This is a genomic window from Xanthomonas euroxanthea (assembly GCF_900476395.1).
Taxonomy (GTDB): Bacteria; Pseudomonadota; Gammaproteobacteria; order Xanthomonadales; family Xanthomonadaceae; genus Xanthomonas; species Xanthomonas euroxanthea.
Map to the genome: position 1 here is coordinate 595,199 of NZ_UIHB01000002.1, position 26,543 is coordinate 621,741.

Annotated in this window: 24 protein-coding genes; 17 read left to right on the forward strand and 7 right to left on the reverse strand. The window is 67.0% G+C overall.

Going from position 1 to position 26,543, the window contains the following annotated elements; all coding sequences use genetic code 11:
• Position 1: 1 nt before the first annotated feature.
• Together pgaB and CPBF1521_RS09800 are read right to left on the reverse strand one after the other, a co-directional pair.
• Positions 2-1,900 (reverse strand): poly-beta-1,6-N-acetyl-D-glucosamine N-deacetylase PgaB, encoded by a 1,899-nt coding sequence (gene pgaB, locus CPBF1521_RS09795; RefSeq protein ID WP_115676841.1) that lies wholly within the window; start codon positions 1,898-1,900, stop codon positions 2-4.
• Positions 1,882-3,840 carry a tetratricopeptide repeat protein gene (locus CPBF1521_RS09800; RefSeq protein WP_115676842.1) on the reverse strand — a complete coding sequence of 653 codons (1,959 nt, stop codon included), beginning with the start codon at positions 3,838-3,840 and terminating at the stop codon, positions 1,882-1,884. The genes pgaB and CPBF1521_RS09800 overlap by 19 nt, the downstream gene beginning before the upstream one ends.
• Positions 3,841-4,627: 787 nt before the next feature.
• On the opposite strand from CPBF1521_RS09800, the gene CPBF1521_RS09805 reads away from it, so the two are divergent.
• The 4 genes from CPBF1521_RS09805 to CPBF1521_RS09815 all read left to right on the forward strand — a co-directional run bounded on the left by CPBF1521_RS09805 (position 4,628) and on the right by CPBF1521_RS09815 (position 9,124).
• Complete coding sequence (locus CPBF1521_RS09805) at positions 4,628-5,116, forward strand: TspO/MBR family protein (protein WP_115676843.1); 489 nt, start codon at positions 4,628-4,630, stop codon at positions 5,114-5,116.
• Between the two features lie 259 nt (positions 5,117-5,375).
• Positions 5,376-5,543, forward strand: a complete 168-nt coding sequence (locus tag CPBF1521_RS21490) for a hypothetical protein (RefSeq protein WP_181901211.1) — start codon at positions 5,376-5,378, stop codon at positions 5,541-5,543.
• Between the two features lie 93 nt (positions 5,544-5,636).
• On the forward strand, positions 5,637-8,144 hold the full coding sequence (gene thrA / locus CPBF1521_RS09810; protein ID WP_115676844.1) for a bifunctional aspartate kinase/homoserine dehydrogenase I: 2,508 nt from the start codon (positions 5,637-5,639) through the stop codon (positions 8,142-8,144).
• Positions 8,145-8,173: 29 nt separating this feature from the next.
• Positions 8,174-9,124 carry a homoserine kinase gene (locus CPBF1521_RS09815; protein WP_115677104.1) on the forward strand — a complete coding sequence of 317 codons (951 nt, stop codon included), beginning with the start codon at positions 8,174-8,176 and terminating at the stop codon, positions 9,122-9,124.
• Positions 9,125-9,198: 74 nt separating this feature from the next.
• Here CPBF1521_RS09815 and CPBF1521_RS09820 read toward each other — a convergent pair whose 3' ends face one another.
• Positions 9,199-9,513 carry an EthD family reductase gene (locus CPBF1521_RS09820; protein ID WP_104585347.1) on the reverse strand — a complete coding sequence of 105 codons (315 nt, stop codon included), beginning with the start codon at positions 9,511-9,513 and terminating at the stop codon, positions 9,199-9,201.
• Between the two features lie 146 nt (positions 9,514-9,659).
• On the opposite strand from CPBF1521_RS09820, the gene thrC reads away from it, so the two are divergent.
• On the forward strand, positions 9,660-10,967 hold the full coding sequence (gene thrC, locus CPBF1521_RS09825; protein ID WP_115676845.1) for a threonine synthase: 1,308 nt from the start codon (positions 9,660-9,662) through the stop codon (positions 10,965-10,967).
• 101 nt (positions 10,968-11,068) lie between these two features.
• Positions 11,069-11,815, forward strand: coding sequence for a murein L,D-transpeptidase catalytic domain family protein (locus tag CPBF1521_RS09830; RefSeq protein ID WP_115676846.1), 747 nt, complete (start codon positions 11,069-11,071; stop codon positions 11,813-11,815).
• Positions 11,816-11,843: 28 nt separating this feature from the next.
• Here CPBF1521_RS09830 and CPBF1521_RS09835 read toward each other — a convergent pair whose 3' ends face one another.
• The gene (locus tag CPBF1521_RS09835; RefSeq protein WP_080591401.1) at positions 11,844-12,467 is read right to left on the reverse strand and encodes a Crp/Fnr family transcriptional regulator; all 624 of its coding nucleotides are present in this window, start codon (positions 12,465-12,467) and stop codon (positions 11,844-11,846) included.
• Positions 12,468-12,713: 246 nt separating this feature from the next.
• Here CPBF1521_RS09835 and hisS point away from each other — a divergent pair, with 246 nt between their 5' ends.
• The 11 genes from hisS (at position 12,714) to CPBF1521_RS09890 (ending at position 23,568) form a co-directional block, all read left to right on the forward strand.
• Entirely contained in the window at positions 12,714-14,147 is a 1,434-nt protein-coding gene (gene hisS, locus CPBF1521_RS09840; protein WP_115676847.1) for a histidine--tRNA ligase, read from the forward strand.
• A 222-nt stretch (positions 14,148-14,369) separates the two neighbouring features.
• Positions 14,370-14,696, forward strand: a complete 327-nt coding sequence (locus CPBF1521_RS09845) for a YerC/YecD family TrpR-related protein (RefSeq protein WP_039521339.1) — start codon at positions 14,370-14,372, stop codon at positions 14,694-14,696.
• Positions 14,697-14,705: 9 nt separating this feature from the next.
• Positions 14,706-15,620: an ATP phosphoribosyltransferase gene (hisG, locus tag CPBF1521_RS09850; protein ID WP_115677105.1), complete on the forward strand. Its 915-nt coding sequence runs from the start codon at positions 14,706-14,708 to the stop codon at positions 15,618-15,620.
• Positions 15,617-16,912, forward strand: coding sequence for a histidinol dehydrogenase (gene hisD / locus CPBF1521_RS09855; RefSeq protein ID WP_115676848.1), 1,296 nt, complete (start codon positions 15,617-15,619; stop codon positions 16,910-16,912). Before hisG ends, hisD begins: the two co-directional genes overlap by 4 nt.
• Complete coding sequence (gene hisC, locus CPBF1521_RS09860) at positions 16,909-18,000, forward strand: histidinol-phosphate transaminase (RefSeq protein ID WP_115676849.1); 1,092 nt, start codon at positions 16,909-16,911, stop codon at positions 17,998-18,000. The genes hisD and hisC overlap by 4 nt, the downstream gene beginning before the upstream one ends.
• Entirely contained in the window at positions 17,997-19,124 is a 1,128-nt protein-coding gene (hisB, locus tag CPBF1521_RS09865; protein ID WP_115676850.1) for a bifunctional histidinol-phosphatase/imidazoleglycerol-phosphate dehydratase HisB, read from the forward strand. Before hisC ends, hisB begins: the two co-directional genes overlap by 4 nt.
• Positions 19,121-19,723, forward strand: coding sequence for an imidazole glycerol phosphate synthase subunit HisH (hisH, locus tag CPBF1521_RS09870; protein ID WP_016904936.1), 603 nt, complete (start codon positions 19,121-19,123; stop codon positions 19,721-19,723). The genes hisB and hisH overlap by 4 nt, the downstream gene beginning before the upstream one ends.
• Positions 19,720-20,454 (forward strand): 1-(5-phosphoribosyl)-5-[(5-phosphoribosylamino)methylideneamino]imidazole-4-carboxamide isomerase, encoded by a 735-nt coding sequence (gene hisA, locus CPBF1521_RS09875; protein WP_016904937.1) that lies wholly within the window; start codon positions 19,720-19,722, stop codon positions 20,452-20,454. Before hisH ends, hisA begins: the two co-directional genes overlap by 4 nt.
• Complete coding sequence (hisF, locus tag CPBF1521_RS09880) at positions 20,448-21,224, forward strand: imidazole glycerol phosphate synthase subunit HisF (RefSeq protein WP_115676851.1); 777 nt, start codon at positions 20,448-20,450, stop codon at positions 21,222-21,224. The genes hisA and hisF overlap by 7 nt, the downstream gene beginning before the upstream one ends.
• On the forward strand, positions 21,214-21,834 hold the full coding sequence (gene hisIE / locus CPBF1521_RS09885) for a bifunctional phosphoribosyl-AMP cyclohydrolase/phosphoribosyl-ATP diphosphatase HisIE (RefSeq protein ID WP_115676852.1): 621 nt from the start codon (positions 21,214-21,216) through the stop codon (positions 21,832-21,834). The genes hisF and hisIE overlap by 11 nt, the downstream gene beginning before the upstream one ends.
• A 147-nt stretch (positions 21,835-21,981) precedes the next feature.
• Positions 21,982-23,568 (forward strand): calcineurin-like phosphoesterase C-terminal domain-containing protein, encoded by a 1,587-nt coding sequence (locus CPBF1521_RS09890; protein WP_115676853.1) that lies wholly within the window; start codon positions 21,982-21,984, stop codon positions 23,566-23,568.
• 267 nt (positions 23,569-23,835) lie between these two features.
• On the opposite strand, the gene CPBF1521_RS09895 is transcribed toward CPBF1521_RS09890, so the two are convergent.
• The 3 genes from CPBF1521_RS09895 to CPBF1521_RS09905 all read right to left on the reverse strand — a co-directional run bounded on the left by CPBF1521_RS09895 (position 23,836) and on the right by CPBF1521_RS09905 (position 26,514).
• Positions 23,836-24,924 carry a C13 family peptidase gene (locus tag CPBF1521_RS09895; RefSeq protein WP_115676854.1) on the reverse strand — a complete coding sequence of 363 codons (1,089 nt, stop codon included), beginning with the start codon at positions 24,922-24,924 and terminating at the stop codon, positions 23,836-23,838.
• 322 nt (positions 24,925-25,246) lie between these two features.
• Positions 25,247-25,945: an acireductone synthase gene (gene mtnC, locus CPBF1521_RS09900; protein ID WP_115676855.1), complete on the reverse strand. Its 699-nt coding sequence runs from the start codon at positions 25,943-25,945 to the stop codon at positions 25,247-25,249.
• 2 nt (positions 25,946-25,947) lie between these two features.
• On the reverse strand, positions 25,948-26,514 hold the full coding sequence (locus CPBF1521_RS09905; RefSeq protein WP_104585392.1) for a 1,2-dihydroxy-3-keto-5-methylthiopentene dioxygenase: 567 nt from the start codon (positions 26,512-26,514) through the stop codon (positions 25,948-25,950).
• Positions 26,515-26,543: the final 29 nt, after the last annotated feature.

Consider the following 26,543-nt stretch of genomic DNA (forward strand, 5'->3'; position numbering starts at 1 on the left):
GTTACCGCTCGATATATGGGAATTGCCGAGCCGACATGGCCTCGCGCGCTTCGGGAAGAGACGGGTGGCCGCCGATGAAGTCGTCGGGGTAGTACGCCAGATGGCGCACGCCCGCAGCCAGGAGCAATTTGCTGTGTGCGAGCAGCACACCGTCAGGCAATGGCTTGCCGGTGCGCCAGTCCACGGTCTGCAGTTCGAAAATGGTGTTCTCCAAACCATGCGGCTGCTGGCCGACACGCTGTGCCAGCTGCTGCAGCCACTGCTGCGGATCGTTGGCCTGTTCCATGTACGGCATCGCCATCAGCGCGGTGTAGTCGTAGGCCGAAGCAAAGGCGTCCAGGCGCTGCGCAAACCAGGCTTCGCTGTGCGGCTCCAGCACTGGCTGCGCGAACAGGTTGCGCACCGTCACCAGCTTGGGCCGCCAGCGTTCGGCGGCTGCCTTCAGCTCCTGGGTGAAACCGATCAGCTGCTGCGTGCGCCTGGTCGGGTCGCCACCGCCGTAGGCAGGCACTTCGTCGTCGCGCAGATAGGCATCGTCATGGAACAGCAGGCCTTCGAAGTAGGTGTTGGCGGCCAGGTCTTCGTAGATGTCGGCGACCAGCTGATGCGTGCGCGGATTGCCCGGATCCAGGCGCGGCACATCCTTGGCATCCTTGCCGCGAATCTGCAGCGCGGCCTGCTGCTGTGCATCGGGCAGATGGAAGCCCAGCACCGGCAGCCAGGCGAACACACGCACGCCGGCACGGGTACGCAGTTGCCAGGCCACACGCCCGAACAGGTCCGCACGCATCGGCAGATGACGGTTGGGGAAATACAACGCATCGGCGGCGCCATCGCCGTCCGGGTCGGCGAAGGCCTGCAGGAACACATGGCTGGGGCCGATGTCCTTGACCCGCTGGACCAGGATGTCGAGGTTGCGTGCCAGCTGCGCCGGGTCCGGGTCGTAGACGTAATCCAGATCGATCTGGATCGCGCGCAGGCCATCGCGCGACAGATCGCGTCGCAGTTCGCCGGCCAGGTCGCGCACATCGGGATTGTTGAACAGCAACAGGCGGCCGAGGCTGGCCAGCGATTGCCCGTCCACGCGGTCGCGGCCCTGCTGGCCGATATCGGCTTCGTGCGAGCGGCCTTCCAGGTCGAAGCTCAGCGTCATGCCCAGTTGCGCGGCAATGGCGTTGCTGGCGCGGTTGTAGGCGGCATACGGCCACACCATGGCGCGCGGCGGTGTGCCCAGATGCGCCACGATCGCGTCGCGGCTATGGCGCAGGTCGGTCTGGATGCGCTGGCGATACTCCGCTTCGCTCTCGTAGCCCTTGCCTGCATCCCAGCGCCGGGTGACCGCGGCCGGGGTCTGATTGCCGAACGGGTTGCCCGCGATGCCCTTGTGCAGATCGTCGCTATGCGAGCCGATTTCGACCAGGCCGCTGTCCTGCATCTCGCGCAGCTGCGCCCAGGTGACAAAATCCTCGTGGGTGAAATCGCGATGGCCGTAGGGCACCACCTGGCCGGCCGGCAATTCGACCCAACTAGTCACCGGCGCAACCAGCGCGGGATAGCCGTAGGCCTGCAATAACGGGAACACACGCGTGTAGACGCTGCGCAAGCCGTCGTCGAAGGTCAGCAACACCGGCCTGGAGGGCAGGGCACGCTTGCCGGCACGTGCATCCAGTACCTGCTGCACGCTCACCGGGTGATAGGCGTGCGAGCGCAGCCAGTCCAGATGCGCGGCGAAGTTGTTGGTGGACACCGCATAACGATCGGGATCGCCCTTGGCGGCGACATCGTCGCGAACATCGTGGTAGCTGAGCACCAGCAGGCCCGCCTGCGCCGACGACGCGAACGTCATCAGCAGCAAGGCGACCAGCAGCAGCGGCAGGCGGATCAAGGCGTACCTCCCCATCGGAAATCCAGGTCGAATCCAAGTTGTTGTTCGCGCTGGCCGTCGTAGACCGGGCGCGACCAGCTCACGCCGTAGCTCAGCGCACTGCCGTCGCCCAGCGACCACAGGTGCCGGTAGGCCGCGCCGGGCACCCACTGGCTACCGAAGCCGGACTGATAGGTCGGCCCGACCGTGACCTCCAGCCGCTGCCGGAACGCGTAGTCGTAGCGACGCCAGCCGATCTGATCGATGCGCACGCCGGCGGCCACCGCAGAGTTGCGGCGCGGATTGAAGTAAGTGACGGCGCGCTCGTCTTCGGCGCGTCCGGCCGAAGCGGCGAGCAGGCCATCCAGCAGCACATGCGGGCTGGCCCACAGGCGTTGGCTGCCCGAAAGATCGAGTTGATCGCGCCGATTGCCGTCGCTGTAACGCAATTGGCGTGCCTGCAGTTCCCAACGGCTTTCGTCGTTGGGTGTCCAGCGCAGGGCCGCGCCGATGCTGTCGCCGGTGATGCCGAAGCGGCGGGCCTGCAATGAGGCTTCCGGATCGCGCGTGCGCCACGCAACGCTGCCGTACCAGGCATCGGAAAAACGCCAGCCGGCATCCAGTGCCCAGGCGGTGCCATCGCGATCGAAGTCGTCGAGCGCCCGTCCGCCGTACGCACTGACATCCAGGCGGTCGTAGTGATAGTGCGTTCCCAGCCAGAAGCTGCGATAGCGCACACGCGTGTCCTGGAAGTCGGCCCAGTCGTCGCGTGCACGCAAACCCACACGCCAGCCTTCGCCGAGAAATGGCGATTCGGCTTCCAGCAACGTACTACCGAAGTCGTTGCCCAGCGGCGAGGTGCTGTTGGTCAGGGTGTCGTTGTCGCTGCGTCCGCGTGCATGGCTCAGATGCACCTGCCAGCCGCGTTGACGTTCCAGCGAAGCGCCAAGCCGTTGCAGGCCGGCGTCATCCGGATATTCCTTGCGCAACGGGGCAAACGTCGCATCGGCCAGGTCCAGGCGATCCAGATCGCGCTGCGCCTCGACCACGCCACTGCGCGCCTGTTTTTGATGCGGATCCAGCGTCAATGCCACCGCGTTACGCTGCAGCGCTTTGCCGGGGTGCCCGCGACGGAATTCGATCGAGGCCAGTGCCGCCTGCAGTTCCGCGTTGTCGGGGCCGATGGCCACGCGCTCGCGCAGCAGGCCTTCTGCGCCGCGATTGTCATTGGCGGCAGAGCGCGCGGTGGCCAGGGCGATGTCTGCGCTGAAGCGATCCCAGTTTTCGTAGCCGCTGTTCGCACCGTTGCGGCGCGGCCAGGGCGCCTGCGTGGCCGCGAGCGTTTCGAACAGTGGCATCGCCAGATCGAAGCGTTCCTGCTCCAGCAGGGCGTAGCCCAGCAACAGTTGTGTATTGAAGTCGTCCGGGGTGTGCTGCAAGGCTTGCCGCAGCACGGCCTCGGCCTCGGCCGGGCGGCGCAAGCCCATCAGCGAATCGCCGACCGTCGGCAGCACATACGCGGGAACGTCGATGCCTTCTGCTTTCAAGGCCTGGTAGCTGGCCACCACGTCGCGATGGCGCTGACGCTGGTTGAGTGCGGCCAGGCTATCGACACGCAGCCGCGTGGCTTCCCACCTCGACGTCGGCGGTGATTCGCGTTCGATGCGGGCGATGTTGACCAGGGCCTGATCGGTCTCCGCGTAGCGGTGCACGGCATCGATGGGCTCGGCGCTGGCCCACCCGATCATGCGGGCGACGCGGTCGTTTTCGATGCGCTCGCGCTCCTGCTGCGAGAACCAGTCCGGATGCCGCCATACGGCCTCTGCCGCAAGCTGTGCGCTCCCGAGGTCGCTCAGCGTGATCGCGCGCATGGTGTAGGCGCCACGATCCCGTGGGTTCGCACGCAACACGCGCTCGTAAATGGCCAAAGCATCCGCATACCGCTGCTGGCCGCGTAACTGCTCGGCCTGCCGCATGGGAGTGAGGGCGGTGGAGGCGTCAGTCACCCCGTTCGGCCGCACTTCACCACTGTGCGCCTGGGGCACACATGCGGCAATCAAAGCAAGGCTGAGCAGAGGGGTGAATGCGCCTGAGCGGTCAGGACAACCGCGACGCACGTGGTTGCAAAAGCTGGGGGAGGAGGCAGTGCATTAGCGATCCGGGCGTATGACGACCGGCGATACTGCGTATGCCTATGTAAAGTCTACGTCGTCAAGAAATTGACGCGACCTTCATCGGATCAGTTCGCTTGAATTGTGACGTACAGCACACTTAACCGGTGGGTCGACGACTGTCGCCACTGTCCACCGTCGACTGATGGAGCCGTAGACAAGCGGGAGACGCTCATCAAAACAGACCGGACAATGATCGACACCATGATGTGCAGCCCGGCTCATCCAGCAGGAATAATCAGTCATGGCGTCTAGGCGAATATGATATTCCCTGGTTGCAGCGCCCGCGCAGGTTTCGTGATAGATAATAACCTTGCTTTTATTGAATACTGCTCCGTCGATTGACTTTATCCTGAGTTAATCGGTTTCGCGAGTTGGCGGGCTTGAATCGAGGTCAATGGAACTGCTTGGAAATTCAGGCGGCCGCTAGATCAGGTGGATCACTGGGAATGCGGCGGGCTGAATCTCCCGTCGATGTATCATTTACGTGTTCTGATTTATTGGGCATTGGCTAGCGCTGCGGAAGTGAAGGGGTTGGCACGACGGCAAGCGTTTTTTTGCGAAAGCAGGCGTAGTGAGATTGGACAGGAAAATGACGGGTAAATCGCGATTGCTGGGGCTGCTGGGCTGGTTGGTGCTGTGCTATTTGGCGGCGGCACTAGGGGCGGCGGCGTCAATCAAGGCGGCGAGCTTCTACGCCGGCTTGCTGCGGCCGGATTGGGCACCGCCGGGATGGGTGTTCGGGCCGGTGTGGACTGTGTTGTACGGGATGATGGCGGTGTCGGTGTGGCTGGTCTGGCGGCGCGGTGGGTGGAGCAGTGCTCGTGGGGCGCTGAGCCTGTTCGTGTTGCAGTTGGGGTTGAACGGGTTGTGGAGCTGGCTGTTCTTTGCCTGGCACATGGGGGCGTGGGCATTTGTCGACATCGTGGCGCTTTGGTTGACGTTGGTGCTGACGATTGCGGCTTTCGCCAGGCGACAACGCGCTGCCGCGTGGCTGTTGGTGCCATACCTGCTGTGGGTGAGTTTTGCGGCGGCGTTGAACCATGCGGTGTGGCAACTCAATCCGCAGGTGCTTGGCTAGGGCCTGCATGGGTCAAAAGCGTCTGATGCACCTCTGCGTCAGGCGCGAGAGGTGGCGTGGCCGCCACGCTGAACTAGCCGGATCCGTGTTGTCCGGCACCAGGTCTCCGCGACAGGATGCTGCGCAAGCGCCGCTCGGCGCGGCGCACAAAAAGTTTCCATAGCAATCAATCGCTTGTGGCTGCATCGCTTAAATCTTTGTCCTGCAAGGCTTTCTGCGTGGGTCTTGCGTTGCGCAAGGCTGGCTTGATGCGCAGTGCTTGACAGCCTTCACCCCGGTGATGTCTTTTGCGTACATGCCTGATGCCTTCGCCATCACCTCGCTTACCTGTCAGCCGCAGCTGCGGCCGGGTGCGGGCGTGGCCGGCATTAGCACCACCATTACCACCGTCACCATTCGCCCGGTGCGGCCCGTCGTCTTCGCGTAACTTCCGAAAACCACGGCCCCGCACCCGGATCAGGATGCGGGGGCTTTCCTCCCTCATCTGATGCGGACGGGGCCTCCCCAACGAGGTCTGTCGATGTCATCGCTTGCTGTTTCACTCGAACCCGCTGCTGTTCTCGCGTCCTCCGCGCGCACCGTCGTGCACAAATTCGGCGGCACCTCGGTGGCCGATGCCGAGCGCTACCGGCATGTGGCGCAGTTGTTGCTGGCGCGCGAGGAGACCGTGCAGGTCACCGTGGTGTCGGCGATGAAGGGGGTGACCGATGCGCTGATCGAACTGGCCGAACTGGCGGCGCAAGATCGCCCCGAGTGGCGCGAACGCTGGCATGAAACGCGGGCACGCCATCGCGGTGCGGCGGTGGCCCTGCTGGGCGAGCATTCCGGGCCGACGGTGGAATGGCTGGACGAGCGCTTCGAGCATCTGGCGCAAATCCTCGGCGCGCTGGCGGTGATAGGCGAGCTGCCGCGCGAGGTGCTCGATCGTGTGCAAGGCCTGGGCGAGGTGTATTCGGCGCAGTTGCTGGGCGACCATTTCCGTGCGCTTGGCGAGGATTGCGCGGTGCTGGATGCGCGCGATGTGCTGGTGGTCAACCGCGGCGAACTCGGCGTGGATGTGGATTGGGAGGTCAGCGCTCAGCGGCTTGCGACATGGCGCCAGGCGCATCCGCAGACGCGCGTGGTGGTCACCGGCTTCGTGGCGCGCGACCGCGCCGACCGCATCACCACGTTGGGGCGCAACGGCAGCGATTATTCCGGCGCGATCTTCGCGGCCTTGTTCGATGCCGATGAGCTGCATATCTGGACCGATGTGGATGGCGTGCTGTCGGCGGACCCCCGCGTGGTGCCCGAGGCGGTACAGCTGGAAACGCTGAGCTACGACGAGGCCTGCGAGCTGGCGTACTTCGGTGCGAAGGTGGTGCATCCGCAGACCATGTCGCCGGCGATCGAGCGCGGCCTGCCGATCATCATCCGCAATACCTTCCAGCCCGAACATCCGGGTACACGCATCACCGCCAGCAGTGCGGTGAGCGGGCCGATCAAGGGGCTGACGCTGAGCCCGGATCTGGCCGTTCTCAACCTGGAAGGCACCGGCCTGATCGGCGTGCCGGGCACCGCCGAGCGCGTGTTTGCGGCGCTGCGCACGGCGCAGGTGTCGGTGGTGATGATCTCGCAGGGTTCTTCAGAGCACTCGATCTGCTGCGTGGTCAAGCAGCATGAATCCGAGCGCGCGCGCAATGCCTTGCTGCAGGCCTTTGCGCATGAACTCACGGTCGGCCAGGTGCAGCGCGTGCAACTGACCACCGGCATCAGCGTGCTGGCGGCGGTGGGCGATGGCATGGCCGGGCAGCCGGGTGTGGCGGCGCGGCTGTTCGAGTCGCTGGGGCGTGCGCAGGTCAATATCCTGGCGATTGCGCAGGGCTCCTCGGAGCGCAACATCTCGGTGGCCATCGACGCGGCGCATGCGACCAAGGCCTTGCGCGCGGCGCATGCCGGCTTCTGGCTGTCGCCGCAGACGTTCTCGGTGGGCGTGATTGGCCCGGGTAACGTGGGAGCGGCGTTGCTGGACCAGTTGCGCATCGCGCAACCGCAGTTGCTGGGCAAGGCCAACCTGGATCTGCGCCTGCGCGCGGTGGTGTCGCGCGGCCGCATGTTGCTCGATGAGCGCGGCCTGGTCGGCAACTGGCGCGATGCCTTCGCCTCCGCAGCCACCGCGACCGATCTGGAGCGTTTCACCACGCATCTGTTGTCCGCGCACCTGCCGCATACGGTGATCATCGATTGCAGCGGTAGCGCGGACGTGGCCGATCGCTATGCGGACTGGCTGGCTGCCGGCATCCACGTGGTGACGCCGAACAAGCAGGCCGGCTCCGGTCCGTTGCAGCGGTATCAGGCGATCCGTGCGGCGGCCGATGCCAGCGGCGCGCGCTTCCGTTACGAAGCGACCGTGGGCGCCGGCCTGCCGGTGATCACCACGCTGCGCGACCTGGTCGATACCGGCGATACGGTGACCTCGATCGAAGGCATCTTCTCCGGCACGCTGGCCTGGCTGTTCAACAAATACGATGGCAGCGTGCCGTTCGCCGAACTGGTGACGCAGGCACGCGGCATGGGCTATACCGAACCGGACCCACGCGACGATCTGTCCGGTGTGGACGTGGCGCGCAAGCTGGTGATCCTGGCGCGCGAAGCCGGGCGCGAGATCAGCCTGGAGGACGTGCAGGTCGAGAGCCTGGTGCCTGAAGCACTGCGTCAGGCCAGCGTGGACGATTTCATGGCGCGCCTGCATGAGGTGGATGCGACCTTCGCACAGCGCCTGGCCGATGCACGTGCACGCGGCAATGTGCTGCGCTATGTCGCGCAGCTGCCGCCGGATCGCGCGCCCAGCGTGGGCCTGGTCGAGCTGCCGGCCGATCACGCCTTCGCCAATCTGCGCCTGACCGACAACGTGGTGCAGTTCACCACGCGTCGCTACTGCGAGAATCCGTTGGTGGTGCAGGGGCCCGGTGCGGGCCCGGAAGTCACCGCGGCCGGCGTGTTTGCCGATCTGCTGCGGGTGGCGGCGGGCGAGGGGGCACGCTTGTGAACCAGGCGGTTGCAGACCAGGCCGCGCAGATGCAACAGGTGGCGATTGCTGCGCGCGAGCTGGGCCAGGCACGCGCCTTCGCACCGGCCTCGGTGGCGAATGTGGCGGTGGGATTCGATCTGCTCGGCTATCCCATCGACGGCGTCGGCGACACCGTCACCGTGCGGCGTATCGAGGCGCCGCTGGTGCGCATCGCCGCCATCCGCGGCACTACCGTGGCCTTGCCGCTGGATGCCGCGCGCAACACCGCGGGTGCGGCCTTGATGTCGTTGCGCGCGGCGCTGGCGCTGCCGTTCGGCTTCGAGATCGAGATCGACAAAGGCATTGCGCTGAGTTCGGGCATGGGCGGTTCGGCAGCGTCCTGCGTGGCGGCGTTGGTTGCCGCCAACGCGCTGCTGGATGCGCCGCTGCGCAACGAGCAGCTGTATCAGCACGCCCTCGATGGCGAGGCGGTGGCCAGCGGCAGCCGCCATGGCGACAACCTGGGGCCGCTGTTTCTAGGCGGCCTGGTGTTGTGCACGCTGGAGCGTCTGGTGCCGATCAACGTGCCGGCGGCGTGGCACAGCCTGCTGGTGCATCCGGACGCGGTGCTGGAAACGCGGCGCGCGCGCGAAGCCCTGGCCGGCGACTATCAACTGCGCGAGTTCGTCGCCCAGAGCACCAACCTGGCCCTGGTGCTGGCCGGTTGCCATGCCGGTGATGCCGATTTGGTGCGTGCGGGCCTGCGCGATGTGCTGATCGAACCACGCCGCGCGCCGTTGATCGCCGGCTTCGCCGCTGCCAAGCAGGCCGCGCTGGATCACGATGCCTTGGGCGCCAGCATCTCCGGCGCCGGCCCCAGCGTGTTCGCCTGGTTTGCATCGCGCGCGGCCGCCGACGCTGCCGCCGCAGCGGTGAAGGCCGCCTTCGCAGGCGTTGGCCTGGATAGCCAGCACTGGGTATCCCCGATCGCCAGCCCAGCCGCGCGGTTGCTCGCATGAGCCGTCGCACGCCTGTCGTTGTCGATCGATCGCCCGCGCACGGCAGGCAGGCCGTGCAGCGCGCAAGGCACGCGTCAACCGACCACGACCTCGCTGATCTGCATCACCGGCGCAAGATCGGTGTAGTTAGGAATGTCGCCCAGGATTTCCTGTGCATGTGGCCCGAAGCCGGCGTTGAAGGCCTCCACCGAGTCGCAGAAAATGTGGCACATGCCGATGTAGGCCGGCGGGCTGCCCGGCTCGCCGCCGCTGATGCCCTTGTCCACCGTGTAGCGCAGGCAGGCCGCGCCCATCCGCGCGCTCACCAGCGGCATATGCGCGTCGCGGTAGTAGGCATGGTCGAAGCGGGCGCCTTCGCGGTACGGGTACATCACGCTGACCTTGATCATCTGCCGGCTCCACTGGAAGGTGCGCGCAGCATAGCGCCGCGCCGCTCCTGCCGGGCGCCCCTGCGGCGCAGCGCGGCCATGCCGCAGTGTCCGGTCTTCTCATTCACGGGCCACGCCCCGTCTTCGCCTTGTCTGGAGTCGTCACCATGAACTTTCTCTCCACCCGTGGCGGCGCACCCGCCGCAAGCCTGAGCCAGGCGATTGCCGCCGGCCTGGCACCCGATGGCGGCCTGTACGTGCCGCAGGCCCTGCCACCGGCACGCACGCTGACGGCAGGCGCCACGCTGGCCGACACCGCCGCCACGTTGCTGCAGCCATTCTTCGACGGCGATGCATTGGCGCCAGAGTTGCCGGCCATCTGTGCCGAAGCGTTCGACTTCCCGGCGCCGTTGGTGGCCCTGGGCACGCCCGGCGATTACGCGCTTGAGCTGTTCCATGGCCCGACCGCCGCGTTCAAGGATTTCGGTGCGCGCTTTCTTGCGGCCTGCCTGACCCGCCTGCGGCGTGCCGAAGGCCGGCCGCTCACCATCCTGGTCGCCACTTCCGGCGACACCGGCGCTGCGGTGGCGGCGGCCTTCCATCGCCAGCCGGGCCTGCGCGTGGTGGTGCTGTATCCGGATGGCCGCGTGTCGCCGCGTCAGGCGCATCAGCTGGGCTGCTTCGGCGACAACATCCAGGCCTTGCGCGTGGCCGGCACGTTTGACGATTGCCAGGCGATGGTCAAGCAGGCCCTGAACGATGCCGCGCTGCAGGCGCAGCTGCCGCTGAGTTCGGCCAACAGCATCAGCCTGGGCCGTTTGCTGCCGCAGATGAGCTATTACGCGCATGCCGCCCTGCAGCACCATGCCGGCACAGGTGCCGCGCTGAACCTGGTGGTGCCCACCGGCAACCTGGGCAACGGGTTGGCGGCGATCCTGGCGCGTGCGCTCGGCGTGCCGCTGGGCCGTATCGCGCTGGCCTCCAATGCCAATCACGTAGTGCCGGATTATTTTGCCGGCGACGATTACGCGCCGCAGCCCAGCGTGGCGACGCTGGCCAATGCGATGGACGTGGGCGCGCCAAGCAACTTCGAACGGCTGCGCTGGCTCTATGACGGCGACGATGCCGCGTTGCGCGAGGCATTCCGTGCGCTTTCGGTGGACGATGCGGCAATCCGCCAGACCGTGCAGCAGCGCTTTGCCCGCTATGGCGAAGTGCATTGCCCGCATACCGCCACCGCCGTGCATGTGCTGGAGCAGCTGCGCGCGGAAGGGGCCGAAGGCGGCACCGGCGACTGGGCGGTAGCGGCAACCGCGCACCCGGCCAAGTTCGAAGGCGTGGTCGAGCCCCTGATCGGGCGCGAGGTGGCCGTGCCGCCGGCGCTGGCCGCGCTGCTGCAGCGTCCCGCGCATGCCGAAACGCTGGCGCCGGACTATGCCGCGTTCCGGCAGCGCCTGCTTGCGGATGCGGCCTGACCGAACGTGTTCAGGCTATTGGGGTTGGAAAGTGCCGCCCATGGGGCTATTTCTAGCGGGTGCGGCCCCAGCGTGGCGCCGCGTCCGATGTGGGTTGGTGCATGTCTTATCGAGTGATCGCCGTTGCCGCCGCGTTGTGCGGGTGGGCAGCGGCTGGAGCGGCCAGCGCGGCCGCTGTCATGTCTGCCTCGCCGTTGCCGGCGCTGGGCGCACCGCGTATCGGTCTGGTCGATGCATTGGCGCGGCAGGCGCCATCGCTGGATCGCCAGGTGCTGGCGCTGGCGGCCGAAGCCTTGCAATGCGCGCGGCAGCGCCAGCAGGTGGGCACCGAGCGCGTGCTCAGCGTCATCGACTACAGCCGGCCGTCGACCGAGCGCCGGCTATGGGTGTTCGATCTGGAGCGGCAGCGGCTGCTGTTCCAGGAATGGGTGGCGCACGGGCGCAATACCGGCAACAACCTGGCGGCGAAGTTCTCCAATGACGACGGCAGTTTCCAGTCCAGCCTGGGCGCGTTCACCGCGCAGGAGTCGTATACCGGCCACAACGGCTATTCGTTACGGCTCAAGGGCCTGGAGCCCGGGTTCAACGACCATGCGCGCGACCGCGCGATCGTGATCCATGGTGCGCCCTATGTCAGCGAGGCGGTGATCCGCACGCAGGGCCGGCTCGGCCGCAGCCTGGGCTGCCCGGCGGTGCGTCCGGCGGTGGCCAAGCAATTGATCGATACCTTGCGTGAAGGCGCCTTCGTGTTCGCCTACTACCCGGACCGGGCCTGGCTGCGGCAATCGCGGCTGCTGGGCGGCGGATGTGGTGCGTCGGTGGCAAGTGCGAATGCGGGCGGGCGCTGAGGCGTTCCGGCTTGCCAGCTGTTAAGTCTCAGACGGTATCGCCGGCGAGGCTGCGCAGCGCCGCGTAATCCAGGATCTGCACCAGATGCAGCTGCGGCAGCGCGATCAACTGCTGTTGCCTGAGTTTGGTGAAGGTGCGGCTGACCGTTTCCACGGTCAGCCCGAGATGGTCGGCGATATCGCTACGGCTCATCGGCAGCGCGACGGTGTCGCCGCTGGCGCCGGGCTGGGTGGAGCGGGCCGCCAGGCGCAGCAGGAAGTGCGCCAGCCGTTCGCTGGGTTGCAGGCGCGCCAGCAGCAGGCCGGTGTCCTGTGCGGCGGCCAGTTCCATGCTGGCGCGCTGCAGCAGCTTGCGTTCCAGCTGCGGATAGCGCTCGCGCAACTGGCGCATCTGTGCCATCGGGGTGCGGCAGACCCGGCTGTCGATGATGGCTTCGATGTCGTGGCGGTGCTGCGGCGTTTCGGTCAGGCCGACATAGTCGCCCGGCAGCACGAAGCCGGTGACCTGACGGCGGCCGTCGGCCAGCGTGCGCACCATGCGCAGCGCGCCGGAAGTCAGCGTATAGACGTGCTGGCGGATGTCGCCGGCGCGCACCAGGGTGCTGCCGGGCGCATAGGACTGGGCGCTGGTGGCCTGGTCGAGCGCGTCCATTTCCTGCGGCGACAGCGCCGCGCAGATGGCCCGGCCGCGGACTGCACACAGCGCGCAGTCGGAACCGCGCGCATCGCTGCGCCCGGACGCGCTGGGCGCCGGGCAGGTCGTGCTGGGGTCTGAAAGCTGCCGGTACATGAGTCACGCACTGCTGGAACGCAGGTGAATGATACGCCATGCGGTCAGCGCGGCCGCCCAGCCGGTAGAATTGCGCGTTCGCCACATTGCCCTGCAGGAGTTTCGCTCGTGATCAAGCCCCGTACGCCGCCCGGCATCATGGAATTGCTGCCGCGCGAGCAGATCGCGTTCCAGCGCATGCTGGACGTCATCCGCCGCAACTACGAGCGGTTCGGGTTCCTGCCGGTCGAAACGCCGGTATTCGAGCTGTCCGATGTGTTGCTGACCAAGTCCGGTGGCGAGACCGAGCGCCAGGTGTACTTCGTGCAGTCCACTGGTGCGCTGGCCAATGCCGCCGCCGCGGCGGACGAAGGTGGCGAGGGTGGCTTGCCCGAGCTGGCGCTGCGCTTCGACCTCACTGTGCCGCTGGCACGCTACGTGGCCGAGCACGAGCACGACCTGAGCTTCCCGTTCCGCCGCTACCAGATGCAGCGCGTCTATCGCGGCGAGCGTGCCCAGCGCGGGCGTTTCCGCGAGTTCTACCAGTGCGACATCGACGTGATCGGCAAGGATGCGTTGAGCATCCGCTACGACGCCGAGGTGCTGGCGGTGATCCACGCGGTGTTCGCCGAGCTGGGCATCGGCGCGTTCAAGGTGCAGTTGAACAACCGCAAGCTGCTGCGCGGCTTCTTCGAAAGCCTGGGCGTGGCCGAGGGCGAGCTGCAGCTGGCGGTATTGCGCGAGGTCGACAAGATCGACAAGCGCGGCGCCGACTACGTGCGCGACACGCTGGTGGGCGAAGGCTTCGGCATCGCCGCCGAGCAGGTCGACAGGATCCTGGCCTTCGTGGCGGTGCGCTCGAACGGGCATGCCGATGCGCTGGCGCAGCTGCAGGCGCTGGAGGCCTCGGTCGCTGCGAGCGCGACCCTGGGCGAGGGCATCGCCGAGCTGCGCGAAGTGCTGGAGCTGGTCAAGGCACTGGGCGTGCCCGAGAGCGCGTACTGCCTGAACTTCTCGATCGCGCGCGGGCTGGACTACTACACCGGCACCGTCTACGAGACCACGCTGACCGACCACCCGCAGATCGGCTCGATCTGCTCGGGCGGCCGCTATGAAAGCCTGGCCAGCCACTACACCAAGTCCAAATTGCCCGGCGTGGGCATCTCGATCGGCCTGACCCGCCTGTTCTGGCAGCTGCGCGAGGCCGGCCTGATCCAGGGCATCGCCGAGAGCAGCGTGCACGCGATGGTGGCGTTGATGGACGAGTCACGCCTGGAGGACGCGCTGGATATCGCGCGCCGGCTACGCATCGGCGGCATCAATACCGAAGTGCAGATGGAGCCGAAGAAGATCGGCAAGCAGTTCCAGTACGCCGCGCGCGCAGGCATCCGCTTCGTGGTGCTGGCCGGCGACGACGAGCTGGTGCGCGGGGTGGTGGCGGTCAAGGACCTGGTGCGCGAGCAGCAGTTCGAGGTGGCCCGCGACGAGCTGGCCAGCACCTTGCTGGTGGAACTGGAGCAGGCCAGGGCGATGCTGGTGGCCGGGGGCGTCAACGGCGATTGACGTCGCCGGAAGCGGTGAGGGGGCGCCGCCTGGTCGGTAACGGCAGCAGCGGCGCCGGGTGCATCCCGATGCACGGACAGACCCATCGACGCCTCGGTGTCGGTGGGTTTGTCGTTTCTGACGCGCCGCACCGACCGGGACGTCCCTGAACGCTTTGCCCGCGGCGCTTGTCCTATAGCCTGCGTTTGCGTTAATGTGCTAACACGCTATTACATTAACGCAATGAAACAACGACCCGCCCCCCGCGAAAGTGCCGATGCCGCCGCCTCCCTCAAGATGCTGGCCGATGCACTGGCCTGCCTGAAGGAGCCTGGGGCGGTCGAGGCCTTCCTGCGCGATCTGTGCACGCCCGCCGAGCTGGAGGCCATGTCGGATCGCTGGCGGGTGGTGCCGTTGCTGATCAAGGGCGTGCCGTATCGCGAAATCCACGAACTGACCCAGGTCAGCGTGACCACCATCGGGCGCGTTGCGCGCACCCTGGAACATGGTGCCGGCGGCTATGCCGAGGCCCTGCGCGAGCAATCCTCGCGCCCTGTCGAATCCCACTGAGAGAACATGATGAGTGCTTCCACGGCAGCACCGGCACGTGACCGGTTGCGTATCGCCATCCAGAAGAGCGGCCGCCTGGCCGAACCGGCGCGCAGCCTGCTGGCGGCCTGCGGGCTGAGCTGGCGGCAGAGCCGCGACAAGCTGTTCTGCTACGGCGAATCGCTGCCGGTGGACCTGCTGCTGGTGCGCGACGACGACATCCCCGGCCTGATCGCCGATGGCGTCTGCGACCTGGGCATCGTCGGCCAGAACGAACTCGAGGAGCAGGCATCCGAGCGCCGCCGCAACGGCCTGCCGGCCGCGTATCACGCGGTGCGCGGGGTCGGTTTCGGCCAGTGCCGGCTGATGCTGGCGGTGCCGGAAGAGTGGGACTGGCAGGGCGTGGCGCAACTGGCCGGCAAGCGGATCGCCACCAGCTACCCGGCGATCTTGGCCGACTGGCTGGAGCGCCAGGGCATCGACGCGGCAGTGGTGGAATTGTCCGGCTCGGTGGAGATCGCCCCGCGCCTGGGCACCGCCGATCTGATCTGCGACCTGGTCTCCAGCGGCGCCACCCTGGCCGCCAACCAGCTCAAGCCGGTGGAATTGGTGATGGAAAGCGAAGCGGTGCTGGCCGGTGCGGTGCGCGAGCCGGCCGACGCGCGCGCAGCATTGCTGGCGATGCTGCTGCGGCGCATGGACGGCGTGCTCAAGCTGCGCGACAGCAAGCTGCTGATGTTCCGCGCCGAGCATGACGCCGTGGATGCGCTGCGCCGCCTGCTGCCCGATGCCGAGCCGCTGGTGCAGCTGCCCGACGACGGCAACGGCGCACTGCGGCTGCAGACCATGTGCCATGGCGCGGTGACTTGGCAGCGGCTGGAAGAACTCGAACGCGCAGGTGCGCAAGGTCTGATGGTGTTGACGGTGGAGCGCTCGCTGGCATGAATATTCTCGATTGGTCGCAACTGGACACCGCTGCGCGGACCCAGGCATTGACCCGCCCGGTGCAGACCGTGGCCACGCAGACGCGCGATGCGGTGGCTGCATTGATTACCGATGTGCGCGCACGCGGCGATGCCGCCTTGCGCGAGATCACCGCGCGTTTCGATGGCGTGGCACTGGACAGCTTCGCCGTGAGCGATGCCGAATTTGCCGCCGCCGAAGCGGCGGTGGCGCCGGAACTGCGCCAGGCCATGCAGGACGCGGTGGCGCGCATCGACACCTTCCACCGCGCGGGCATGAGCGAAGGCTATGCAGTGGAGACCGCGCCAGGCGTGGTCTGCGAAAAGATCGTGCGGCCGATCGGCCGGGTCGGCCTGTACGTGCCGGCCGGCAGTGCGCCGTTGCCGTCGACTGCGTTGATGCTCGGGGTTCCCGCGCGTCTGGCCGGCTGCCGCGAGGTGGTGCTGTGCACGCCACCGCGCAAAGACGGCAGCGTCGATCCGGCGGTGTTGGTCGCCGCGCAGCTGACCGGCGTGCGGCGTGTGTTCAAGCTCGGCGGTGCGCAGGCGATTGCGGCAATGGCGTACGGCACCGATTCGGTTCCGGGTTGCGACAAGTTGTTCGGCCCGGGCAACAGCTTCGTCACCGAGGCCAAGCAACAGGTGGCGCAGTCCGGCGCGGCGGCGATCGACATGCCGGCCGGCCCGTCCGAAGTGCTGGTGATCGCCGATGCCGGCGCGCAGCCGGCCTTCGTTGCCGCCGATCTGCTCTCGCAGGCAGAACACGGCCCGGATTCGCAGGTACTGCTGTTGTCCGACAGCGATGCGCTGATCGCGGCGGTGCAGGTGGAACTCGATGCCCAGCTGGCGCAACTCTCCCGCTCCGGGATCGCGCGTCAGGCGCTGGCGCAATCGCGCCTGATCAAGGTGCAGGCGCTGCAGGAGGCGTTTGCGATCAGCAATCGCTATGCACCGGAACACCTGATCCTTGCGCTGCGCGAGCCGCGTGCGTGGCTGGGCCAGGTCGAAGCGGCCGGCTCGGTATTTCTCGGCGATTACACGCCCGAAGCGCTGGGCGATTACTGCAGCGGCACCAACCACGTGCTGCCGACCAGCGGTGCGGCGCGCGCCTATAGCGGCGTAAGCGTGGCCAGCTTCCAGAACATGGTCAGCGTGCAGGCCGCCAGCAAGGCCGGCATCGACGGCATCGGCGCTTGCGCGCTGATCCTGGCGCGCGCCGAGGGTCTGGATGCGCACGCCAATGCAGTGGCATTGCGCATGGGAGTGGCAGCATGAGTACGCCATCGATTCTGGAACTGGTGCGTGAGGATCTGCGTGCCTTCGCCGGCTACTCCTCAGCACGCACCAGCGCGTTGCAGGGCGATGTGTGGCTCAACGCCAACGAGTCAGCCTGGGGCAATCCTGCCGATCCCGACGGCAGCACGCGGCGCTACCCGGACCCGCAGCCCAAGGGTCTGCGCGCTGCATTGGCGGGGCTGTATGGCTGTACGCCCGAGCAGCTGCTGATCGGCCGTGGCAGCGACGAGGCAATCGATCTGCTGGTGCGCGGCCTGTGCGTGCCCGGGCGCGATGCGGTGGTGGTGACCCCGCCGGTGTTCGGCATGTACGCGGTGTGCGCACGCCTGCAGAACGCACCCCTGGTCGAAGTGCCGCTGGTGGATGGACCTGACGGTTTCCACGCGGATATTCCGGCGATCGTCGAAGCAGCGCTGAGCTCGCAGGCCAAGCTGGTGTTCCTGTGCTCGCCGTCCAACCCGGCCGGCTCGGCAATTGCCCTGGACGACATCGAAACCGCCTTGCAGGCCCTGCGGGGCAGGGCGCTGGTGGTGGTTGACGAAGCCTACGGCGAGTTCTCCGACATACCCTCGGCAGTGAGCCTGCTTGCGCGCTACGACAATCTGGCGGTGTTGCGCACGTTGTCCAAGGCGCATGCGCTGGCAGCGGCACGCATCGGCAGCCTGATCGCCAACGCCGAGTTGATCGCCTTGTTGCGGCGCTGCCAGGCGCCATACCCGGTGCCGACGCCGTGCGCGGCAATGGCCGAACAGGCCTTGTCAGCACCGGCGCTGGAGGTCACGCGCCGGCGCATCGCCGAGGTGCGCAACGAGCGCACACGCGTGCACACCGCACTCGAGCAGCTGGCCGGCGTGCGTCAGGTGTACCCCTCGCAGGGCAACTTTCTGCTGGTGCGTTTCGACGATGCCGAAGCGGCATTCCAGGCGCTGCTGGAGGCCGGCGTGGTGGTGCGCGATCAACGCGCGGTACCGCAGCTGTCCGATGCCCTGCGCATCACCCTGGGCACGCCCGAACAGAACGCGCGAGTGCTGAGCGCGCTGCAACGCACGCAGGAGGCCGCCGCATGACCCCGATTCTCTTCGTCGACCGCGACGGCACGCTGATCACCGAGCCGGCCGATTACCAGATCGACGCCTACGAAAAACTGCGCCTGGTCGACAACGTGATCCCGGCGATGCTGAAGTTGCGCGACGCCGGCTATCAATTCGTCATCGTCAGCAACCAGGACGGGCTGGGCAGCGAGAGCTATCCGCGCGCGTCCTTCGATGGCCCGAACAACCTGATGCTGCAGATCTTCGCCAGCCAGGGCATCGTGTTCCGCGAAGTGTTGATCGACTGCAGCTGGCCGGCCGACAACGCGCCCACGCGCAAACCCGGTGTCGGCCTGATGGTGCCTTACCTGCAGGACCGCACGATCGACTGGGCACGCTCGGCGATGGTGGGCGACCGCATCACCGACATCCAGTTCGCGCAGAACCTCAATATCCGCGGTTTCCAGCTGCGCACCGACGAATTCGGCGGCGAGTGGGACTGGCCAGGCATTGCACACGAGCTGGCCGATGCGCCACGGCGTGCGGTGGTCCAGCGCAATACCAAGGAAACCCGGATCCGCGTCGAACTGGATCTGGATCGCGTGGCCGAACCGAAGACCGCCACCGGCCTGCCGTTCTTCGACCATATGCTGGAGCAGATCGGCAAGCACGGCGGCTTTGCGCTAGATATCCGCGCCGAGGGCGATCTGCATATCGACGAGCACCACACCATCGAAGACACCGGTCTGGCATTGGGCCAGGCCTTGCGCGAAGCGCTGGGCGACAAGCGCGGCATCGGCCGTTACGGCTTCGACCCCGACGACAGCCCGTGGCGTGTTGCCGGCGATACCACCCAGCATGGCTTCACGCTGCCGATGGACGAAACCATCGCCAGCGCCGCGCTGGACTTCAGCGGCCGGCCGTACTTCGTGTTTGAAGGCCAGTTCAAGCGTGAGCGCGTGGGCGACATGCCGACCGAACTGGTCCCGCATTTTTTCCGCTCGATCTGCGATGCCTCCGGCCTGAACCTGCACCTGAGCGTGCGTGGCGAGAACGACCACCACAAGGTCGAGGCCTGCTTCAAGGCCCTGGCGCGTGCGCTGCGTCAGGCGATCCGTCGCGAAGGCACTGCGTTGCCCACCACCAAGGGTGCGCTATGACCGATGTCGCGTTGATCGATGCCGGCGGCGCCAACCTGGGCTCGGTGCGCTACGCATTGGAACGGCTGGGCGTGGAAGCGCGCCTGGTACGCGATGCAGCAGGGTTGCAGGGCGCGCAGCGGGTGATCCTGCCTGGCGTCGGCGCCGCGCCCGAGGCGATGTCGCGCCTGCGCGCACAGGGCCTGGTCGAGCCGTTGCGGCAGTTGCAGGTGCCGTTGATCGGCATCTGCCTGGGGATGCAGTTGCTGTTCGAACATTCCGAAGAAGGCGATGTCGATTGCCTGGGCGTGCTGCCGGGCATCGTGCGGCACATGACGCCCGCACTCGGCATACGCGTGCCGCATATGGGTTGGAATCAGCTGGTGCCGATGCGCGACTCCGCGTTGCTGGCCGGTTTGCCGGAGCGCGCCAGTGCCTATTTCGTGCATGGGTATGCCGCGCCGATGACGGCCGACACCGTGGCCGCCTGCGACCATGGCGGTCTGTTCACCGCAGTGGTGCAGCACGGCCTGCGCTGCGGCGCGCAGTTCCACCCCGAGCGTTCGGCCGAGACCGGTGCACGCATCCTGCGCAATTTTCTTGAGATGAGCTTCCCATGAGTTTCACCGTTTACCCGGCGCTGGATATCCGCAACGGCCGCGTGGTGCGCTTGCTGCAAGGCGACTACGCACGCGAGACGCAGTACGGCGACGATGTGCTGCCACGCGCGCAGGCATTTGCCGATGCCGGCGCGCAGTGGATGCATCTGGTCGATCTGGATGCGGCAAAGGCCGGCGGTTATACGCTGGCGAGCACGCTCGGCGAGATCGCCCGTGCCACCGGCTTGCAGGTGCAGACCGGCGGTGGCGTGCGCTCACGCGAGGATGTGGCGCGCATCCTCGATGCCGGCGCCGCGCGCGTGGTGATCGGCTCGTTGGCGGTGCGCCAGGCCGATACCGTCATCGCCTGGCTGCAGGAATTCGGCGCCGATCGGCTGACCATCGCGCTGGACACGCGCCAGGACGCTGACGGCGTATGGCAGTTGCCGGTGCATGGCTGGACCGAAGCGGCCGAGGCCACGCTGGATCAGCTGGCCGTGCGCTATGCGCAGGCCGGCCTGCAGCATCTGCTGTGCACCGACATCGCGCGCGACGGCATGTTGTCTGGCCCGAACATGGACCTGTACGCGCACTTGCGCGCGCTGGCGCCGCAGTTGCAGGTGCAGGTGTCCGGCGGCGCGCGCAACCTGGCCGATGTCGCTGCCGCCAAGGCTGCCGGCTGCGCCGGCATCGTGCTCGGTAAGGCCTTGCTGGAAGGGCATCTGGCGTTGAAGGAGGCACTGGCATGCTGAGCCGCCGCATCATTCCCTGCCTGGACGTGCGCGACGGACGCGTGGTCAAGGGCGTCAAGTTCCGCGACCACATCGACATGGGCGACATCGTCGAACTGGCGCTGCGTTACCGCGCGCAAGGTGCCGACGAGCTGGTGTTCTACGACATCGGTGCCAGCCCGGAAGGGCGCTCGGTCGATTACACCTGGGTCGAGCGGGTGGCGCGGCTGATCGATATCCCGTTCTGCGTGGCCGGCGGCATCGGCAATGTGGACACCGCGCGCGCGGTGCTGCATGCCGGTGCCGACAAGATTTCGATCAACTCGCCGGCGCTCGGCAGGCCGCAGCTGATCTCCGAACTGGCAGATGCCTTCGGCGTGCAATGCGTGGTGGTCGGCATTGACTCGATCCGCGAGGACGATGGGCAGTGGCGCGTGCGCCGCTACACCGGCGATCCGAGCAAGACCCAGGCCCTGCCGATGCGCACGCTGGAGTGGGTCGCCGAAGCGCAGCGTCTGGGCGCCGGCGAGATCGTGCTCAACTGCATGGACAACGATGGGGTGCGGCGCGGCTACGACATCGCGCAGCTGCGCCAGGTGCGTGCGCTGTGCCACGTGCCGTTGATTGCCTCCGGCGGTGCCGGCGACATGCAGCATTTTGCCGACGTGTTCGACCAGGCCGATGTCGATGGCGCACTGGCAGCAAGCGTGTTCCACAGTGGCGCGATTCCGATCCCGGAACTCAAGCAATTCCTGCGCGCGCAACAGATCGAGGTACGTGATGGGCAGTAACGAGACGGCAGCGGGCGACGCGCTCGCCGCGCTGGACTGGCGCAAGGGCGATGGCTTGTTGCCGGTGGTCGTACAGGACGCCGACAACCTGCGCGTGCTGATGCTGGGCTACATGAACGCCGAAGCGCTGGCGGTCACGCAGCAGCGCGGCGAAGTCACCTTCTTCAGCCGCAGCAAGCAGCGCCTGTGGACCAAGGGCGAGAGCTCGGGCAACGTGTTGAAGGTGGTGTCGATCCAGACCGATTGCGATGCCGACACGCTGCTGGTGCAGGCGCGCCCGCATGGGCCGACCTGCCATCTTGGCCGCACCAGCTGTTTCCCCACCGCGCCCGGCCAGTTCCTCGGCAGCCTGGATGCCTTGATCGCCACGCGCGAGCAGGAGCGCCCGCACGGCAGCTACACCACCAAGCTGTTCGAGCAGGGCATCCGCCGCATCGCGCAGAAGGTGGGCGAGGAGGGCGTGGAAACCGCGCTGGCCGGCGTGGTGCAGGGCGATGCCGAGTTGCTCGGCGAGTCGGCCGACCTGCTGTATCACCTGATCGTGCTGTTGCGCGCGCGCGGCCTGGGCCTGGCCGATGCGGTGGCGCTGCTGGAGTCGCGCCACCAATAGCATCACCCGTAGGAGCGCACCCGGGCGCGACGGAGCGTTACCGATAACGCCCGTCGCGCCCGGGTGCGCTCCTACGATGAGGGGGGGCGTGATGTGCGCTCGGCCGTGGCAGGTACAATTTCCGCTGGTCTTTCCGCGGGAAAACGCATGCAGCTTCGCTTCGCTCTGTTGGCCCTGGGTTTGCTCGCGGGGGGCGCGTACGCACGCGATGCCGTGGTCGATGGCATCGTCTACGAAGAGCGCGACGGGCGTGCCGGACGCAGCGCCGACGAGCCGGGCATCAGCGACGTGACCGTCTCCAACGGCGAGCAGCTGGTGCGCACCGACGCGCAAGGCCGCTACCGCCTGCCGGTACGCGACGGGCAGACGGTGTTCGTGATCAAGCCAGGCGACCGCAGCTTTGTGCCAAGCGCGGACGGACTGCCGGGTTTCTGGCGGCACTACGCACCCACGGGATCGGCCAAGCGCAAGTACCCTGGCATCGCCGCCACCGGGCGCAACACCCGGCACTGGGATTTCGCGCTGACCCCGCGCGCCAGCGCCGGCAAGGGTGGGTTCCAGATGCTGGTATTCGCCGACAGCCAGACCGCGAGCCTGACCGACGTGGGGTATTACCAGCGCGATATCGTCGCGCCGATCGTCGGCAAGACCCCGGCCCGGCTGGGCACCACGCTGGGCGATATCGTCAGCGACGATCTGAGCCTGTACCCGGCCCTGAACAAGGTCACCACCCAGCTGGGCGTGCCGTGGTTCCATGTGCCGGGCAATCACGATCTCAACTTCGATGCGGGCGACGATGCGCAGTCGCTGGACAGCTGGCGTGCCGTCTACGGCCCGGACACCTACGCGGTGGAAGAGGCCAACGCCAGCTTCGTGTTCCTGGACGATGTGATCTATACGCCAGGCGGCAAACCGGCCTATGTCGGCGGCCTGCGCGAGGACCAGTTCGCGTTCCTGCAGGCCTATCTGGCGCAGCTGCCGCGCGAGCGGCTGCTGGTGCTGGGCATGCATATTCCGTTGTTCGACGCAGCGCCGGGGCAGGAGACCTTCCGGCATGCCGATCGCCGCCGCCTGTTCGCCCTGTTGAAGGATTTCCCGCATGTGCTGGTGCTGAGCGCACACAGCCATACCCAGCGACAGGTCGATCACGGCGCCGACGAAGGTTGGCAGGGCGCCCGCCCGCTGCACGAATACAACGTCGGCGCGGCCTGCGGTGCGTTCTGGTCCGGTGCCAAGGACGCCGCGGGCATTCCCGACGCGACGATGAGCGATGGCACGCCGAACGGTTACGCGGTGCTGCAGGTGGCGCCCGGCGGCGACTACACGCTGGCTTATCACGTCGCGCGTTCGGTCGATGATGCGCAACTGCTGCTGCACGCGCCCAAGGTGCTGCGCCAGGGCGCGTATGCGGCCTGGGGGATCTACGCCAATGTGTTCATGGGCCGGGACGACACCCTCGTCGAGATGCGCATCGACAATGGCGCATGGCAGCCGATGAAGCGGGTGGAGCGTGCCGATCCGCGGCTGCTGGCAGAGAACGTGCGCGACGATGCGGCCGAGCAGTTGCGCGGCTACGACCGCTCGCCCGAGGCCACGCCGTCCACGCACCTGTGGCGTGGCGCATTGCCGACCACGCTGGAGGTGGGCGAACACACCGTGGACGTACGCGCGTCGCTGCCGACCGGGCAGTACAGCGCACGCACGGTGTATCGCCTGCAGCGCGCCGATCCTTGAGGGCTGTGCGGGGTGCGAGTGTGTGTGGAGAGCCCTTCGCGCATGAATGCGCTCCTACGGGAGCGTTGTGGATGGATGCGCGGCTGAATCCTGGGGGGCAGAAACACAAACGCCTCCACGAGGGAGGCGTTCTGGGATCCGGGCTGGCAGGCGATGGCGCGCTGGCGGGGATCGATGCTGGCTGGCGTGCGCTGGCTGGCCGGACGAGTGTAGCGAGGCCGCGCGAGCGCTGACGAAATGAGAATTAGTCTCAGCGCGTGACAGTGATCAGGGTGTCGGTGTCGGTGTCGGTGGCAAGGGCACGGGCAGCGGGTTGCGCGGGCGGGTGGGAGCGGCCGGCGCTTTGGCGTTCGTCGGGCTGTGCAGTGGCTGCGTATCGGAATCGCTTTCTGGAACGCGGTCTTGCCCGTCATCCGGCACAGCATCCAGCGGTGGATACGGATAGGCCACCGCCGGGCCTGCATGCAGGCCTGCACGCCAGCGTGCCAGCACCGGCGCGATGCGCCTGCCGAGCGACTGCTGCGGCAACGACGGCAATTCGCCGTCCTGTTTCTCGCGCGCAGTGATCGCCGTTTTGGCGATGGCGAACGCCGCCAACGGGTCGTCGCTGCGGTTCATCGCATCGATCAACCAGGCCTGGCCGAAGTAGGTCGCATTGGAGGTGTTGCCGCAGCCGAACGAAGGCCGGTCTGCGCGCGCAGCAGTGAGGACCAGCGTGTCCGGTGAACGCAGCGCCGGAATGAAGCCGCCCGAGTAGCAGGCCGACAGCACGATGATGCGGTTGCCGATCCCGGCATCGTCCAGCGCCTGACGCAGATCCTGCGGGCTGATGAAATCCTCTTCGTTCTGGTCCACCTGCACGTACAGCGTGTGGTCTTCGGTGCCATGGGTGGTGACGAACAGCAGCAGCGCGTCTTCCTTGCGATCCATGCGCTTGCCGACCGCCGCAAGCGTGTCGTACAGGTTGTCGTAGGTCGCCAGCGGCGCGTAAGGCTGCTCGCCCAGATTGTCCGGGTTGTTGACCAACGTGACCACGCGGCCGCGCGCATCGAAGCGCCGTTCGAACAGCTGCTTGAGGTAGAGCGTTTCGTTGCGGAACACATCGTCGCTGGCATCGCCGGCGAAGCCGACCACATACAGATCGGTCACGCCGGGGCGCTGCGGCTGCAGCGCGTTCAAGGCCTGCGCGAGCGCAGCGTGGTCGACCGGATCGACCTCGTCCTTGCTTGCTGCCGCCTGGTTCGGCAATGCGGCACCGGCATCGGGATGGCAGCCGGCCATCAAGGCCACGATGACGATCAACAATGAGAGTCGCCGCAGCAAGGCGCTCGGTCCGAAGGTGGAATGCAGCGACATGGAAAAACGCCGAAGTCTGGGAGAGACGGGTGGAGCGCCTGGGCGCCGTGATTGCGACGCAGGCGGTGACGCTGCACAACGTCCATCGCTGTGCTTCGGGCACATCTTGCAGAATACGTCCCGTGCAGCAGGCCTTCCATGCCGGGCCTCGCCAATCCGCATTGGCGGGGCCGGCTGACCCGAGCCGGCAAAAGGCGGCGCGAGCGTGCCGTCAGGCAGGCGCAGATGGTGCACTTGAACCGTCACCTATCCGCAGCGCGCGAAGCACCAGACAGCGGCTGCGCTGACCCATTGGTGAGCGCAGCCGGCTTGTCGAGCGTGCTTACAGCGCCAGCTCGGTAAAACTCTCCACGCGCTGGTGGCTGCCGATCTCGTCGGCCGCGCGTGGCGTGGGGTAATCCTCCAGACGGTCCAGCAGCGCAGTGCGCATGCCGGCACGCTTGGCGGCGTCCAGCTCTTCGATCACATCCGACAGGAACAGGATCTCGCCCGGCGGCACGCCGATGCGTTCGGCGATGCGGCGGTAGCTGGCGCTCTCGCGCTTTGGGCCGACCTCGGTATCGAACCAGTCGCTGATCAGGCCGCTCAGGTCGCCGGCATCGCTGTGCGCGAAGAACAGCTTCTGCGCCGGCACCGAGCCGGACGAATACACGTACAGCGGAATGCCGGCCGCATGCCAGGCCTGCAGCTGGATTGCCGCATCGGCATAGATATGCGCGGTGAAGTCGGCGGTCTTGTAGCCATCGCCCCAGATCATGCCCTGCAACGCCTTGAGTGCGGTGTGCTTGCGATCCTCGTCGATCCAGGTCTGCAGGGTGCTGACCAGGACCTCGTCCGGCACGTCCTCGCCGATCTCGTCGGCCACCTGGTTGAGCCAGTGCCGCACCTGTGGGTGGCCGCCGTGCTCGCGCACGTAGGCCGGCATGGCGCGACGCGCATACGGAAACAACACGTCCTTGACGAACGAGATGCTGCTGGTCGTACCTTCGATATCGGTGAGGATCGCTTGCGGTCGTGTCATCGTCAGCTGGCCTTGTGAGGTTTCTCGGGGGCGTAGCGGGGGAATTGTTGGGCGATTTCGGTGCCGGTGAAGTGGCCGACCCAGCCATCGGGCTCGGTGAAGAAGCGGATCGCCACGAAGTGGGGCTCCGGCCCCATGTCGAACCAGTGCAGGGTGCTATCGGGCACGGCGATCAGGTCGTCCTTCACGCATTCGATCTCGTAGACCTTGTCGTCCACGTGCAGCGTGAACAGGCCCGAGCCGGCCACGAAGAAACGCACCTCGTCTTCCTTGTGGAAGTGCTCGTCGAGGAATTTGGCGCGCATCTCCTCGCGCTTGGGGTTGTCCGGCGCGATGCTGACCACGTCCACGGTCTTGAAGCCGCGCTCGGCACTGATGCGGTCGATGTCGACGCGGTAGGCATCCATGACCTGCTCGGGCGTGGCGCCGGGCTCGACCGGCTGGCTGGCATGCCAGCGCTCGAAGGTCACGCCGATCTTGGTCAGCTCGGCGGCGATGGCATCGCCGTCGCGGCTGTCGAATTCCGGAATGCTGGGATTGGTGTCGGCGAAGATACGCAGTCGGCTCATGGCGATCTGGCTCACAAGGGAAGGGGGAG